Here is a 15,223-nt window from a genome sequence, read left to right as displayed (position 1 = left end):
TCGGCAGTTCTAATTATTTTTTCAAATCCAATTTTTCAGCAAAATAATCACAGAAATCCTTCATTGTATCTGCCATTTTCTCATCGTCTGTAGCACGTTTAAAAGTATCCGACATGGCGACTAATGTTTGATGAAAAAATATTTTCATTTCGTCAACCGGCATATCTTTGGTCCATAAATCAATACGCATGGTTTCTTTTGCTTTGCTGTCCCAGATGGATAACATGATTGCTTTTGCTTCTTCTAATTCAATTCCTCCATCTTTTGCGGTCCACATTAATTTTTCGGGAACACGGTTGTCATCTAATCCTATGAGAAATTTTATTTCTGATGTATTGTTATTTGGCATTACTTTTTTGGTTTGTATTTAGATTTTTCAAATAGTTCTTTGGCATTTGTTTCTAATAATTGTGTCAAAGATACTTCATTGTTATTCATATAAGAGCGAACAATTTGCCAACCTATCCAAGCACCAACTCTACCCGGAGATTCCGTATCAATTTCGAGGTAAAATTTAGAGAAAGGGGCAGGATTTATGAATCTATTCATTAGTTTTTGATCGTCGCTATACAACATTTCTTTTTCAATAAAATAACGCCACATATAACTTTCGTTTTCCTCGCACCAAGTAATCTGAGCGGTTGAATATCCCATTTTACCTGAATCGCTGTAATCTGGCAAAAGCAGGTCTTTTAAATACAATTGCTTACCATAATATATCATTTGGCTCAATAAATTTTTTTCTAAAAAGGGTGGGATTTTTCGAGCAGAAAAACTAGAAACAATATCTGGCATGATTTGTTTTTGCTCAAAATTTTGTTTTAAATAATCCGGAAATTGATAAAATTTATGACTTTTTCCCAAGTATAATTCGAGCGAAATTATCACTAAACTATCCGCGTAAATCGCTTTGTTGTTATAATCCATTTCAGAGATAACAGTGATAATTTTTGGTGTTTTGGTATTTGGAAAATAGTTTTTTATATGGTTAAAAAGTACTTCAAACTCAGTTTTAACAGGCTCAATATTTGCATACTTTTTTTGCACTTCGCTGTATAATTCCCTCCAAAGCGGATCTTGCATTTTGTTTAACCATATACTATCATCATTTCCTGGAGGAAAAAAAAACGGAAATTCATTTTTAATTTTATTCAGGTCTTTTGGCGAAGTTTCAAAAAAAACTTTATCAAAACGAATTACTTCTATTTTTGAGGTAGTTAATACGCTAGCATCAGCTCTATTATCTTTTTTATTACAGGATATAAAAAAGAGATAAATAAAAATTAAATAGAGGTATGTTTTCATGTTATTTATAAAATTTAATTATATGTATTGGGATATTAAAGTATAATTTTTTATTTTTACAAATATACATTCCTACTTCGTAAAACATAAACATTCATGGCAAAAAAAAGTACAATTGAAGTCGAAAAAGTTAATTTACATATTGTGAATTGGTTAAAATCGTATGCTGAAAACGCAAAAGTTAATGGTTTTGTTGTTGGAGTTTCTGGCGGAGTAGATTCGGCCGTGACTTCAACTCTTTGCGCACAAACTGGACTTTCTACTTTATGCGTTGAAATGCCAATTCATCAAGCTCCAAGTCATGTAAGTCGTGCTCGGGAACATATAGAACAATTAAAAAAAAGATTTCCAAACGTAACAACTATTGTTGCTGATTTGACTCCGGTATTTGAAACTTTCAAAAATCAAGTGCCTCATGATGCAAATATTGATAAAGTAAACTTATCACTTGCAAATACTCGAGCGCGTTTACGAATGACCACTTTATATTATTTTGCTGGTATTCATGGATTATTAGTAGCTGGAACAGGAAATAAAGTGGAAGATTTTGGGGTAGGTTTTTATACAAAATATGGTGATGGCGGTGTAGATTTAAGTCCAATTGCAGATTTAATGAAATCTGATGTCTACGCTTTGGGACTGTATTTAAAAATTCCCGAATCGATTCTTAATGCAGCTCCAACTGATGGTTTATTTGGCGATGATAGATCAGATGAAGACCAACTTGGAGCTAGTTATGATGAATTAGAATGGGCAATGATTGAAGATGAATCTGGAAAGAAATCAAGTGATTTTTCAGGAAGAGAAAAAATCGTTTTTGACATTTATAAGAAATTAAATACAATCAATCAGCATAAAATGATAGAAATTCCAGTTTGCATCATCTTATGATAGATAAAACAGCTATTTCTTGATTTTTTAACGCTTTTTACAGAATTTATTTATTAACTTTACAAGCCCCAAAATTAAACAATTCTTAAAAAATTAACATTATGATAAAAGTTTGTGTAGCGGATAATTTTCCGGTAACTCATTTTGGAGTGAAATCGTATTTCAAAGATCATGACGACATCTCAATAGTTGCAAACGTTGGGAATCTAACGATGGTTAGAGATATTTTGCATACTAAAGATATCGATGTATTAGTAATTGATCTGGAATTAGAAGGGCTTGCAAGTATTTTTGAAGTTAAAAATATTTTGAAAAATTTTCCTAAAACAAAAATTATTATTTACAGTGGTCTTTCTGAACAGATTTATGCTCCAAATGCTATTAAAGCGGGAGTTTCGGGATTTATTTCTAAAAGAGAAAAACTGGAGACTTTAGGACAAGCTATTGTTAAGGTCAATCAAGGAAAAATAATAATTAACGAAACCGTTAAGAAAAATATGGCTTTGATTGCAAAACAAAGTAAAAGCGAACGGTTGTATAGAAAACTATCTAATCGTGAAGTTGAAGTGTTGCGTTATTTAAGTGGCGGTAAAAAGAACAATGAAATTTCAGAAATTCTAGGCTTAAACGAAAAAACAATCAGTACCTATAAATTAAGATTGTTGCAAAAATTGAATGTTACTAATTTAGTAGATTTAGTAAACAAAGCTAAAACTCTAGAGATAGTTTAATTATGACGAGACATTACTCTTCCTAATTTTTTTGAGAAAGAATTGATTAGTTTGTAGTAATCTATTGCCATTGACAAAGGTTCTGTGTTATCTGAATTAGGTTCAGATGATACAGAACTTTTTAATTCTTCAATAATTTTATCCACTAAATACCATCTTAAAGTCAAAATAGTTTCGGAAACATATTGACTTATCGAATCGTTTTTGGTTTTTGGAAAAATATTTTGCCCTTCCCAGTTGTGCAAAACAACCCTCTCATCTTCCATTAAAATATCAGTCACTTCTTGTGCAAATTCTGATTCTAAATGCATTAAATAGTGCTCAATACTGAAATTTTCGTTTTGATGGTAATAATTGATCAAATTATTAAAAATATCACGAAATAAAGGATTTGCTAATTCAACTTCATCTTCTTGTAAACTCAAATAAATACGCTCAAAAACTTTGTATTCTTTCTTTTCGATACTATTTTCAATTTCGCCAACTTCATTGGTTTTTAAAAGCACATCTTCAAAGATTTCCGTTTTATTCCCATAAAGCAAAAGAATTTCAATAATTTTTCGTTCTAATCCATAAAGTATATCAATTTTTACGACTTCAATTGGATTATCGCTTTTTACAACATCAAAGGTTTTTTGTCCCGAAGTTTCAGGATTTTTTTGCCTTTTTCCTTGTTCTGCAATGTCTTTTTTGACCAATTGCGCGAGCGTACTTATCAAAACCTGTTCCGATATATCCATAATTCTGGAACATTCCTGAACGTAAATTTCTCGTTGAATCCGATCTGGAATTTTAGAAATACTCACCACCATGTCTCGAATTAAATCGGCTTTTTTGATGGGATCATTCTTGGCATCGTTCATTAAAAGTGATGCTTTGAACTGAATAAAATCTTTAGAATTATTTTCGAGATATAAAACTAATTCTTCGTAAGGCATTTTCTTGGCAAAACTATCTGGATCTTCTCCATCAGGAAAAGCACAAACTTTTACATTCATTCCTTCCTCGAGAATCAAGTCGATTCCTCGAATAGAAGCGCGAAGTCCAGCTGCATCACCATCAAAAAGAACCGTTATGTTTTTTGTCAATCTATTGATTAATCTAATTTGGTCAGGGGTTAATGCTGTTCCTGACGAGGAAACCACGTTTTCGATTCCAGCTTGGTTGAACTGGATTACATCAGTATAACCTTCGACTAAATAACAATTATTTTGTTTGGCAATGGCTTGTTTGGCTTGAAAGATTCCATACAAAACTTTGCTTTTATGATAAATATCACTTTCGGGTGAATTGAGGTATTTTGCAGCTTTTTTATCATTGCCCAATATTCTTCCTCCAAAACCCAAAATTCTTCCAGACATGCTTTGAATAGGAAACATCACGCGGCTTTTGAAACGGTCAAATGGTCTGTCTTCTCTAGCAATTGTTAATCCTGTGCTTTCGAGAAATTCTAATTTATAGCCTTTTCCGAGTGCTTCTTTGGTAAATGCATCCCAAGTTTCGGGAGAATATCCGAGAACGAATTTCTTGATAGTTTCACTGGTAAAACCTCGTTCTTTAAAATAAGACAGTCCAATGGCTTTGCCTTCTTCGGAATTTAATAGTGTGTTGTGAAAATAATCTTTTGCGAATTCCGAAACCAAATACATGCTTTCGCGAACATCGGTATTGGCTTTTTCTTCATCGGTTTGTTCGGTTTCTTCAATTTCGATAGTGTACTTTTTGGCGAGATATCGAATGGCTTCTGGATAAGTAAAATGCGAATGTTCCATTAGGAAAGCCACAGCATTTCCGCCTTTTCCCGAGCTAAAATCTTTCCAAATTCCTTTAGCAGGCGAAACCATGAATGATGGAGATCGCTCGTCAGAAAAAGGGCTCAATCCTTTAAAGTTGCTTCCGGCACGTTTCAATTGTACAAAATCTCCAATAACTTCCTCAACTCGAGCAGTTTCGAAAACAGTATCTATGGTGGTTTTTGAAATCAATTTTCGTTGTACGATTTAATTATTGGAAAGTGGTAAAAATACGCAATTCATAATTTATATAAACAAAGAGACGCAATAAATTGCGTCTCTACACAAATAAAACTAACTCAACTAAATTTTAATTAAAATCGAATCTGATTCCTAATGAAACATTATTTTGCTTGATAGCATTGTCTTTGAACAACGGATTCAAATCATATTTTAAATACAAACTCGTTTCTTTATAGCCTATATAAGTACTCAAACCGTAAATGAAATTACTGGTGTTGAAATCGCCTTTGGTTTTTACATTCGTTTTAAGATCATCATTGTCGTATTTAATAAACTGTTTTGATTTTAGATTAATTCCTGCATAACCGCCAAAACCTATTCGAACACTCTTGTGGCTCTGATAATAGGATTTATCTCCACTTGTTTTCTTTTCAGAGAAATCGAATTCTAAATGAACTGGCGCAACTAAATACACATTTCTAAAACGAGAATCATCTATATTTATAGCACTTGCTTGCAAATTTGTCTGGTTACCAGTAACTACAAATACACGATCATCTGTTGGACGTAAATTATTATACATTACAGAAAATCCGTATTTGAAATGCAATAAATTATGATCTTTTGCAATTCGTGTGTTTGAGGTAAAACCCCATTCGTAGAAATGAGAACCTAGAAAACGAAAATCCGAGTTTTCTATTTTTCCATCTGTGGCGAGATTGTTTAAACCTGTGGCAAAAACAAATTGCGAGGTCGTCCTTTTTTCGCCTACAAACTTCTTTTTAGAATTAAGTTTGTTATTCCAATGGATTACAATTTTTCTAGTCGAATCTGTTTCGGTGATTTTTCCGTCTACTTTTTCTTGAACCAATGCTCTTAAATCGTCTTGAACTAAATTCACTCTTGTTTCAATATTTTTTGCTCTTACTTCTGCTAATTGCATTTTTTGTTCATCGGCTTCTTTGGTAGATATTAACCCTTTTTCAAGTTGTTGATTTACAGCTTCGACCTCGACTTTAAGTGCCGATTTTTCCTCTTTTGTGATTTGTTCAATTTTAAAAGCAATAGTTTTTGCTCTTGATTCGAAGGTTTGTTGTGCATGAAATTTACTTACAAACAAGATTGTAAATGTGATTAGATAAAAGATAATTTTTGACATGATTGTTGATTTTTAAAGTGATTGATTGATTTACTCGTTGTTTCTGTTATTTACTGCAACTTTTACTTCTTTGTAATTTTTTGCTACAGTATTGATTACTTTTTCTCGAAATGAAAGTTGTAGTTCTCCATCAACTTGCGACAGTAAGCTACTTGCGTCAATTTTTATTGTTGATTTTTGATTTAATAGAATTTCATTTTTTGAAGGTTTTTCTGCAAATGTTATACGTTCGTCAACAATAAAATTTGTAGCTTTTTCTGTGATTGTTTTTTGTTCGTTTTTTTGATTGATGATTGAATTCTCTGCTAACTTTTCATGATTTATGCTGTTTTTTGCATTTACCTTATTAGATTTTGATATTCCCTTTTTTGACTCATTACTAACGGTAACACTTTTTGTTTTTAAATCTGTATTGGGTGTAATTATTTTATTTGAGTTTTTATCCATTTTATGGTCTAAAACAATAGGATTTATTGAGTTTTGATTCACAATTCCAGCACTATTAACTACAACTGAGCTGTCATTTTGATTAAAAAAAACTGTTATCGAAAGTAAAACACCAATAAAACTAGCTGCAATAAAAAGCCATGTAAGTTTTTTCTTTGGCTTTTGTTTCGCCAGTTCGCTGTAGCTCGGGTCAGCTATGGTTAACATGGCATCTAATCTATCCCAGGACTGAGCAGAAGGCTTAATTTCTCTTGAATTTAGTTTTTTTCTAAACTGATTTTCTAATTTATTCTGTTCCATTTTGAGTGCTATTTAGTTTAGCAATTTTTGTTTGCAATATTTTTCTGGCGTGCGACAACTGTGATTTTGAAGTTCCTTCGTTTATACCTAACAGTATTGCGATTTCTTGATGTTTGTATCCTTCGATGGCATATAAATTGAAAACCATTTTATAACCGTCGGGCAATCCATCAATCAAAAATTGTAGGTCTTGTACTGAAAATTGACTTTCGATATTATTAAAACTTTCCTCAAAAAAATCTTCCTCTTCAATGAATTTCTCTTTTTTCTGAACTCGAATAAATGAAATGCATTCATTTATCATTATTCTACGAATCCAACCTTCGAAACTTCCTTTGTGTTCAAAATTTTTTAAATTGGTAAACACTTTCATGAAAGCGGTAATCATTACATCCTCTGCTTGGTGAATATCTTTAATGTATTGTCGACAAACACTTAGCATTTTTGGAGAAAAATTTCCATAAATCTTTTGTTGGGCAGATCGATTGTTCTCGATTGCCAAATGAATGATTTTAGTTTCTTCTTGATTTAAGTAAAATACTTTCAATTTTGTTTTATAAGTGTATCTATTAGCATAGACGATTTAGAATGCAAAAAGGTTGCATGAAGATAAAAAAAAACAAAAAATAATGAGATTCCTCCTTTGTAGGAATGACAAACTAGGGTTATTTTTTTCTTTCAATAACGTAGTTTACCATCAAAACCAGAGCTTCTTTATAAACTGAATTAGAATAATTTTCTAGTAATAAAAGTGCTTCTTGCTGAAACTGTTGCATTTTTTGTTCCGCATAAATCAAACCGTTGTTATCCTTTACAAAAGCAATAACTGCTGCAACCCGTTTTTTGTCTTTGTTGTGATTTTTTATGGAATTGATTAGCCACGATTTTTCTTTAGAAGTACAATTATTCAAAACATGAATCAATGGCAAAGTCATTTTTTGCTCTTTGATATCAATTCCTGTTGGTTTACCAATAGCATCTTCGCTATAATCAAATAAATCATCCTTTATTTGAAAAGCCATTCCGATGAGTTCACCAAATTTTCGCATGTTTTCTACCTCATCTTCGTTTTCGATTACTGATTTTGCACCAAGAGCACAACAAGCAGCAATAAGGGTTGCTGTCTTTTTACGAATGATTTCGTAGTAAATAGTCTCCGTAATATCAAGCTTTCTGGCTTTTTCAATCTGCAATAATTCGCCCTCACTCATCTCTCGAACTGCTACAGAAATAATTCGAAGTAAATCAAAATCACCATTATCAATAGAAAGCAATAAGCCTTTGGAGAGTAAATAATCACCCACTAAAACTGCAATTTTGTTTTTCCAAAGTGCATTTATCGAGAAAAAACCTCTGCGACGATTGCTGTCATCTACCACATCATCATGTACCAAAGTTGCAGTATGAATTAGTTCAATAACACAAGCTCCACGATAAGTTCTCTCGTTTACAGTTCCATTAGAAACCATTTTTGCGGTTAAGAAAACAAACATGGGTCGCATTTGTTTTCCTTTTCGATTCACAATATAATAAGTGATTCTATTTAACAAAGCCACTTGCGAAGTCATGGATTCATAGAACTTTTTTTCGAAAAGTTCCATTTCATTAAAAATAGGCTGCTTTATTTGTAGAGTGATATTCATTTGAGTTCAAATATACTATTTTCGAATAAAAAAACGTTATCTATTTAAGGCAAGTGACATAATTATAAACTCGTGTTTACATTGCGCAATTTACATATTAATAAACTGATGAATTTGTTAAACAATTATAAATCAATTGTGTAGTTCGTCGATTTTAAATTGTTAAAACGCTTTGTTTAATTTTTTTAACATAATTTTGACTTTCACATTTAAACCATTTAATAATTTCTCTGTCAAAGAAATCAACCTTAAAACTATTTATTATGAAAACTAAATTATTATTAGGAATGTTTATAAGCATTCTTACCTTTTCAAGTTGTACTACAGATTCAAAATCTGAAACTACAGATACAGCACTTACAAATGAAGAAGTTACTGTAACCCAAAAAATGGATAATGACATTGATGATATATCCGTTATTGCCGATAATCAATATGAAATAAGCGAAGGTTCTCCAACTGGTAAAATTTCGTCAGGAGGTTATCATTCATTATTACCTGAATGTGCAACCGTGAGTGATTTAGGTTCTACCACTACTACTAGAGTTTTGACAATCACTTTTGGAACAGAAACTACAGCATGTAAATTTAGAGGTCGTTTTCTAAAAGGGAAAATCATTTTAACGCGAACTATTGGCATAGCATTTCCAAAAATTATGACTATTACCTTTAATAATTTTTTTATAAACGAAAATAAAATAGACGGAACCACTTCATGGAAAAGAGAAATGATTGGTGACGGAAGTTCATTACGTCCCAAAACAACATTAACCATGACCAATATGACTCTAACTACTAACAGCGGAGTTTACACTCGAAATGGCAATCGCGTGAGAGAAATGATTGCTGGTTTTTTGACACGAACTAGCCCAACAGATGATGTGTTTTCTACTTACGGTACTTTTACAACTACAAAAGGGGATGCAGTTTTCACTTCATTAATTAATGTAGAAACTCCTTTAATTAATAAAACGGCTTGTGGTATGCAACAAAATCCTGCGCCTTTTCCTGTATCTGGTATTTTGAAACTCTCAAGAAATTCACATTACGTAACAATTGATTACGGAAATGGTGAGTGTGATAAATTTGCCATGAAATCTGTTGATGGCGGTGCACCAGTTCAGATTATATTAGCAGACTAAAATTTTAATAGATTATAATACAAAAGGAGTTCAATAGGAACTCCTTTTTTTATGCTTCCTTGTTAGCCAGTTGACCACAAGCTGCATCAATATCTTTACCACGGCTTCGTCTGACTTTAACCACAATTCCTGAAGCTTCAAGCGCTTTGATGTAAGCATTTATTGCTTCATCCGAAGCTTGTTGAAACTCACCATCATCAATGGGATTGTATTCGATTAGATTGACTTTGCAAGGAACATATTTGCAAAATTTAACTAATGCATCAATTGAAGCTTTGTTGTCGTTAATATCTTTCCAAACCACATATTCGTAGGAAATTTTACTTTTGGTTTTTTTGTACCAATATTCTAATGATTCTCTCAAATCGGCTAAAGGAAAATTAGCACTAAAGGGCATGATACGAGAACGAATTTCATCGATTGCCGAATGTAAAGAAACCGCCAGTTTGAATTTTACATCATCATCAGCCAGTTTTTTTATCATTTTAGGAACGCCAGATGTAGAAAGCATGATTCGTTTTGGCGACATTCCCAATCCTTCTGGTGATGTAATCATTTCAATAGCTTTCAAGACATTGTTATAATTCATAAGTGGTTCACCCATTCCCATGAATACAATATTTGACAACGGATGATTATAATACAACCTACTTTCTTTATCAATAGCAATTACCTGATCGTAAATTTCTGCTGGCTCAAGGTTTCTCATTCTTTTTAACCGAGCTGTAGCGCAAAAATTACAATCCAAACTACAACCTACTTGGCTCGAAACACAGGCTGTTGTTCTAGTATTTGTAGGAATCAAAACACTTTCAACAACCAAACCATCGTGCAAACGAACCGCATTTTTTACCGTTCCATCCTCGGAGCGTTGAATCGTATCCACATTTATGTGATTAATAACAAAATTTGATTCCAGCATTAACCGAGTATCTTTTGAAACATTAGTCATGTCTTCAAAACTATGCGCACCTTTGCTCCACAACCATTCGTATACTTGGTTTCCGCGAAAGGCTTTTTCGTTTTTTGCAATAAAAAAATCACGTAATTGTTCCTTTGATAAAGCTCGTATGTCTTTTTTGTCGATATGCATGGTGCAAATTTAATGACAATTTGTTGATTTTTTTCATCAATTTGCAAAAATGCACGGGTGTTGTTTTGATAATTTAATAACTTTGATAAAAATTAAAATAATGCATTTCCTCTCTCAAGATTTAGAAGATTATATCGAGCAACATTCGCAAGTTGAACCAGAATTATTAGCACAACTCAACAAAGAAACTTATCAGAAGGTTTTGTTGCCAAGAATGTTGAGTGGTCGTTTTCAAGGGCGAGTTTTGAGCATGTTGTCTAAATTGATTCGACCCGTAAATATTTTAGAAATAGGCACTTATACAGGTTATTCTGCTTTATGTTTATGTGAAGGAATACAAGAAAACGGGCAACTCCATACGATTGACATCAAAGAAGAACTGGTTGATTTTCAGCGAAAATATTTTAATAAATCACCATGGTCAGAGCAAATTGTGCAGCATCTTGGCGAAGCAATAGAAATTATTCCAACACTTGATTTAAAATTTGATTTGGTTTTTATTGATGCTGATAAAGAAAACTACATCAATTATTTTAATTTAATTCTGCCCAAAATGAATAAAGGAGGAATTATTTTATCAGACAATGTTTTGTGGAGTGGAAAAGTAGTCGAGCCATTGCAACCAAATGATTTAAGCACCAAAACACTTTTAGAATACAACCAATTATTAATAAATGATTTGAGAGTAGAAACCGTTTTGTTGCCTATCAGAGATGGATTGACCGTAAGCAGGGTTGTTTAAATCAGAACTATACTGGAAAATACTTTTTTTGAACGGTTTGATATATTTTGTACATCAAAAACCCTATTGTAAATCCAAACAAATAACCACAAAAAATGTCAATTGGATAATGTAATCCTAGATAAATTCTACTGTAAGCAAAGATTAGTGGCCATAAAAACAACAGCCCAAAGTATTTAAAATGACGTTTTAGAATTAGGTATAAAAACCCAGCAACAGCCATGGTATTTGCCGCATGTCCAGAAAAGAAACTAAACGATTTTCTGACCTGAACTACTCGAATGAAAGAGTTAATTTCGGGATTATTACAAGGTCGCAATCGTTGAAATCCGTTTTTTACTAAATTGGTGGCTTGATCTGTAAAAGTTACTAAAATTGCCACAAATAGCAGTAAAAATAAGGTTTGTTTTGTTCCTATTTTTTTAAAAATCAAATAAAGTAAAAGCAGGAAAAACGGAGTCCAATTTGTTTGCTTGGTAATAAACAACCAAAATACGTCATACGTTTCTGAACCTAAACCATTTAAATAAATCAATAAATCAACATCTAAAATCTTTAATTTTTCTAGCATTACATTTGGCGTTTTACAGCACCTAAACTGTCTTCAATTTCTTCATCCATTTTAGCCTTTTGTATAGAAGCTTCACTAAACAAACTGTCTTTGGTAGTGTTTACTTCGGAAGTGATTTCATCCGAAAGTTTTGAGATTCCAGTTCCGTTTTCACCCAGAAGATTGTCTTTGGCTTTATTAATTTCGGCTTTTATGTTGCCTGTAAAATCGGTAAATACTTTTGTGTCAATGCCATTAGATTCGGCTCCTTTTTGAATTTCACTTTTTATATCGTTTGTTGCATTTTTTAATTGAGCCATAACTTTGCCCATAGTTCGAGCCATTTCTGGAATTTTGTCAGAACCAAAAAGCATGAGTATTATAAACACAATAAAAATTAATTCGCCACCACCTATTCCAAACATAATCTAATTATTAAATGTGTTAAAGTGCAAAGTTACAAAGTTGCAAAGTTATAAAATGTGCTAATTGCTAAAATTATACATTTAGCAAATTATTTTATACAAATTACTTTTAATAATTGTTCTAAAATAGAAATCGCATAGAGTAATTTTATTTTTCGCTTGCAAGAATTTCAAAGTATTTTGCGGTTAATTGTCCCATTACAAACTCAATATTGGTTTTATTTTTAGATTTTAAAACCCGTACAAACCTTTCATTTTCAATGATATAATATTGAAACCCCATGACATAATCGACAGGAATTTTTAACTTTTCGATAAAATAGGTCTTTTCAAATAAATTGCTTAGTTGTATTAAATAAAATTCTTTTTTCTCTACTTGTATTTCTTTTTTGAGCATCGCAGTTCGACCAGATAGTAAATTAAGCAAAGGATCTAAACCCATAGGGTTTAATTTGCTGGAAGCAGCGGTCAAATATTTTCTTTCCGCTGGTGTATAATGTCTTATCCCTTTTGGAACAATCCCTAGCGCAACTGCGTTAATATTGTCATACCTTTTAACTACAACTTCTTCGAGTTGATTTATTTTGGTTTGCAATTTTACAAAAAATAACTCTTTATCAAAATGTTTTTGTTCTAATACAATCTTTATTCCAATAAACTGTACTGAAGAAAACAGCAACGAATCTCCTGGTGTTGCTGTAATAGAAAAATAACCTCCGTTTTCTGTAATCGTAGTCGCTTCGGATTTTAAATTTATTACATAAACGCCATCAAGATCTGTGGTTGTGGCAGTAACTTTTCCTGCTAATTTTGTCCGATTGGGACTTTGAGCAAAAATAGGGGTACAAACCATTATAAATAAAAACAATAAAAATCTTTGCATAAGCAGTCTTCAAAAAAATGGTTATTCACAAAAGTATTTTAATACCTTCAAAATTAATTGCTAATGAGATTGTAAATATTTGTTAATTAAAAACCCTAAATACTATCTTTATCCCCGTTATATATCTAAAATGAATATGAAAAATATAATTATTGCAAGTACATCAACACTACATGAAGGTTCTTATTTAGAATATTTATTGCCCGAATTAAAAGTGCTTTTTGAACATTGTAAAACTGTTTTGTTTATTCCATATGCTCGTCCAAGTGGAATTTCACATGAAGAATATACTGCAAAAGTAGCTCTGGCTTTCGCCAAAATAAATAAAGAAATAAAAGGTATTCATGAATTTGAATATGCTGAAAAAGCAATCAATACTGCCGAAGGAATCTTTACCGGTGGTGGAAATACTTTTTTATTGGTCTCCCAATTATACAAAAACAACATCATGAGTGTGCTTGCCGAAAATATCAAAAAGGGAACTCCATATCTAGGAACAAGTGCTGGAAGCAATATTTGTGGATTGACAATGCAAACTACTAATGATATGCCAATAATTTATCCCCCAAGTTTTCAAACACTGGGGTTAATTCCTTTTAATATAAACGCACATTATTTAGATGCTGATTTACAATCAAAACACATGGGAGAAACTCGGGAAACTAGAATTAAAGAATTTCATGAATTCAATTCTGTTCCCGTTTTAGGATTACGAGAAGGAAGTTGGCTAGTTGTGAACGGAGAAGAAATAAGCTTAAAAGGCAACTTGTCCGCTAGGTTATTTAGACAAAATCAAAATCCTGTAGAAATTGAAATTGGTGCAGACTTGAGTTATCTTAAATAAAAAACCCCAAACTTTCGTTTGAGGTATAGAGCGAAAGACGAGGCTCGAACTCGCGACAACCAGCTTGGAAGGCTGGAGCTCTACCAACTGAGCTACTTTCGCATTACAACGGTGCAAATATAGATAATTACTTAGCTTCTTTGCAAGTTTTTTTTAAAATTTTTATATGAACGCACTATTTTATGTATAACAGTTTTAAAATTAAATTGTTAAAAATCTATTATTTTTATATTGAACAGTTTGGTTCGAAAACAGGAAATTGATTTTTCGAGACGAAATCTATAACCTAGACCACTATTTTATAGCATATTATGAAAATAAAGTTGAAGTTTTATTTAATCTTCTTGACGGATGATAAATAAACAAACACGATTTATTTTTTATTGTTGTAACAATTCCTGAAAGTAATTCTTCTGGAATGGCAGGACATCCTTGACTTCTTCCTAAACGTCTGTTACTCCTAATGAATGAATTGGAGACATAATTTGCAGCGTGCATTACCACACCTCTTTCTCTAGCATTATTATTGACTCCTCGTTCCAGACTGTCTAATCTAAGAGACATTCCGTGTTTTCCGTTATAGATTTCGCCAGTGACATAAAAACCCAAGCTGCTTTTAAAAGAACTATTTGAGTTCGAGAAACTATGGGCAAATTCCTCACCCGTATTTTTTCCGTGGGCAACTAATGAATTGTATACTATAGTATTTGTAGCCATATCGATTACCCAAAGTCTTTTTGTATTTGAAGATAAACTAAAATCGATCAAGGTCAAAACCTCTTTTTGAACTAAACCTTTTTCTTTCAACAAATAAAATCCTTTCAGGGCTTCTTTAAAAGTTTCGAAGCTGGGCAAATCAAAATAATTGGAATTCAACGAATTATAAACTATTTCGACATTTAAATCTACTGAAGGCTTGACCGCGATGCTGACATCTTGATTTATAGAATTTTCAGAATTGGTTAAATTTTCTTTGTTTGAATATTGCGAAAACAACAAAAACAAAATGGCAGGAAATATCTTATAAATCATTGAAAATGTATGGGTTAGAAATTGTGATTTAGTTGACAAATATACAATAGATCTGAAAAC

General features: G+C 32.0%; 17 protein-coding genes and 1 tRNA gene. 5 read left to right on the top strand and 13 right to left on the bottom strand.

The genetic code is table 11. The features are described from left to right. Window positions 1-13: 13 nt before the first annotated feature. Entirely contained in the window at window positions 14-349 is a 336-nt protein-coding gene (gldC, locus tag RMO53_RS11370) for a gliding motility protein GldC (RefSeq protein ID WP_310380724.1), read from the bottom strand. Continuing rightward, entirely contained in the window at window positions 349-1,305 is a 957-nt protein-coding gene (gene gldB / locus RMO53_RS11365; RefSeq protein ID WP_310380721.1) for a gliding motility lipoprotein GldB, read from the bottom strand. The genes gldC and gldB overlap by 1 nt, the downstream gene beginning before the upstream one ends. A gap of 96 nt (window positions 1,306-1,401) precedes the next feature. Between gldB and nadE the strand changes: the two genes are divergently transcribed. Together nadE and RMO53_RS11355 are read left to right on the top strand one after the other, a co-directional pair. Next, a complete protein-coding gene (nadE, locus tag RMO53_RS11360) occupies window positions 1,402-2,196 on the top strand; it encodes an NAD(+) synthase (RefSeq protein ID WP_310380720.1) in 795 nt (264 codons plus the stop codon). Between the two features lie 101 nt (window positions 2,197-2,297). Beyond that, a complete protein-coding gene (locus RMO53_RS11355) occupies window positions 2,298-2,927 on the top strand; it encodes a response regulator transcription factor (RefSeq protein WP_310380717.1) in 630 nt (209 codons plus the stop codon). Here the strand turns inward: RMO53_RS11355 and dnaG are convergent. The 5 genes from dnaG to RMO53_RS11330 form a co-directional block, all read right to left on the bottom strand. Next, window positions 2,924-4,912: a DNA primase gene (gene dnaG, locus RMO53_RS11350; protein ID WP_310380715.1), complete on the bottom strand. Its 1,989-nt coding sequence runs from the start codon at window positions 4,910-4,912 to the stop codon at window positions 2,924-2,926. The two genes, RMO53_RS11355 and dnaG, sit on opposite strands and share 4 nt — an antisense overlap. A 118-nt stretch (window positions 4,913-5,030) precedes the next feature. Beyond that, the gene (locus RMO53_RS11345; protein WP_310380712.1) at window positions 5,031-6,062 is read right to left on the bottom strand and encodes a hypothetical protein; all 1,032 of its coding nucleotides are present in this window, start codon (window positions 6,060-6,062) and stop codon (window positions 5,031-5,033) included. Between the two features lie 30 nt (window positions 6,063-6,092). Next, window positions 6,093-6,809, bottom strand: a complete 717-nt coding sequence (locus RMO53_RS11340; protein WP_310380710.1) for a hypothetical protein — start codon at window positions 6,807-6,809, stop codon at window positions 6,093-6,095. Continuing rightward, window positions 6,796-7,356: an RNA polymerase sigma factor gene (locus RMO53_RS11335; protein WP_310380707.1), complete on the bottom strand. Its 561-nt coding sequence runs from the start codon at window positions 7,354-7,356 to the stop codon at window positions 6,796-6,798. The genes RMO53_RS11340 and RMO53_RS11335 overlap by 14 nt, the downstream gene beginning before the upstream one ends. A 118-nt stretch (window positions 7,357-7,474) precedes the next feature. Continuing rightward, a complete protein-coding gene (locus tag RMO53_RS11330) occupies window positions 7,475-8,452 on the bottom strand; it encodes a polyprenyl synthetase family protein (protein ID WP_310380704.1) in 978 nt (325 codons plus the stop codon). A 263-nt stretch (window positions 8,453-8,715) separates the two neighbouring features. On the opposite strand from RMO53_RS11330, the gene RMO53_RS11325 reads away from it, so the two are divergent. Further along, on the top strand, window positions 8,716-9,594 hold the full coding sequence (locus tag RMO53_RS11325) for a hypothetical protein (RefSeq protein WP_310380701.1): 879 nt from the start codon (window positions 8,716-8,718) through the stop codon (window positions 9,592-9,594). 49 nt (window positions 9,595-9,643) lie between these two features. Here the strand turns inward: RMO53_RS11325 and rlmN are convergent, their stop codons facing one another. Beyond that, the gene (gene rlmN / locus RMO53_RS11320) at window positions 9,644-10,687 is read right to left on the bottom strand and encodes a 23S rRNA (adenine(2503)-C(2))-methyltransferase RlmN (RefSeq protein WP_310380698.1); all 1,044 of its coding nucleotides are present in this window, start codon (window positions 10,685-10,687) and stop codon (window positions 9,644-9,646) included. A gap of 100 nt (window positions 10,688-10,787) precedes the next feature. Here rlmN and RMO53_RS11315 point away from each other — a divergent pair, with 100 nt between their 5' ends. Next, on the top strand, window positions 10,788-11,429 hold the full coding sequence (locus tag RMO53_RS11315; protein ID WP_310380695.1) for an O-methyltransferase: 642 nt from the start codon (window positions 10,788-10,790) through the stop codon (window positions 11,427-11,429). Between the two features lie 7 nt (window positions 11,430-11,436). On the opposite strand, the gene RMO53_RS11310 is transcribed toward RMO53_RS11315, so the two are convergent. From RMO53_RS11310 to RMO53_RS11300, 3 genes are all read right to left on the bottom strand, one after another. Continuing rightward, on the bottom strand, window positions 11,437-12,000 hold the full coding sequence (locus tag RMO53_RS11310) for a phosphatase PAP2 family protein (protein WP_310380693.1): 564 nt from the start codon (window positions 11,998-12,000) through the stop codon (window positions 11,437-11,439). Continuing rightward, the gene (locus RMO53_RS11305) at window positions 12,000-12,404 is read right to left on the bottom strand and encodes a twin-arginine translocase TatA/TatE family subunit (protein WP_310380690.1); all 405 of its coding nucleotides are present in this window, start codon (window positions 12,402-12,404) and stop codon (window positions 12,000-12,002) included. Before RMO53_RS11305 ends, RMO53_RS11310 begins: the two co-directional genes overlap by 1 nt. A gap of 148 nt (window positions 12,405-12,552) precedes the next feature. Then, complete coding sequence (locus RMO53_RS11300) at window positions 12,553-13,287, bottom strand: hypothetical protein (RefSeq protein ID WP_310380687.1); 735 nt, start codon at window positions 13,285-13,287, stop codon at window positions 12,553-12,555. A gap of 136 nt (window positions 13,288-13,423) precedes the next feature. On the opposite strand from RMO53_RS11300, the gene pepE reads away from it, so the two are divergent. Next, window positions 13,424-14,131, top strand: coding sequence for a dipeptidase PepE (gene pepE, locus RMO53_RS11295; RefSeq protein ID WP_310380684.1), 708 nt, complete (start codon window positions 13,424-13,426; stop codon window positions 14,129-14,131). A gap of 29 nt (window positions 14,132-14,160) precedes the next feature. Here the strand turns inward: pepE and RMO53_RS11290 are convergent. Together RMO53_RS11290 and RMO53_RS11285 are read right to left on the bottom strand one after the other, a co-directional pair. Continuing rightward, window positions 14,161-14,233: transfer RNA gene (locus RMO53_RS11290), tRNA-Gly, on the bottom strand. A gap of 207 nt (window positions 14,234-14,440) precedes the next feature. Continuing rightward, window positions 14,441-15,163 carry a murein L,D-transpeptidase catalytic domain family protein gene (locus RMO53_RS11285; protein ID WP_310380683.1) on the bottom strand — a complete coding sequence of 241 codons (723 nt, stop codon included), beginning with the start codon at window positions 15,161-15,163 and terminating at the stop codon, window positions 14,441-14,443. Window positions 15,164-15,223: the final 60 nt, after the last annotated feature.

Source organism: Flavobacterium sp. (assembly GCF_031409475.1).
In the GTDB taxonomy this organism is placed as follows: domain Bacteria; phylum Bacteroidota; class Bacteroidia; order Flavobacteriales; family Flavobacteriaceae; genus Flavobacterium.
Note: the sequence above shows the minus strand (reverse complement) of the source record. Positions and strands in the feature narration are given on the sequence as shown.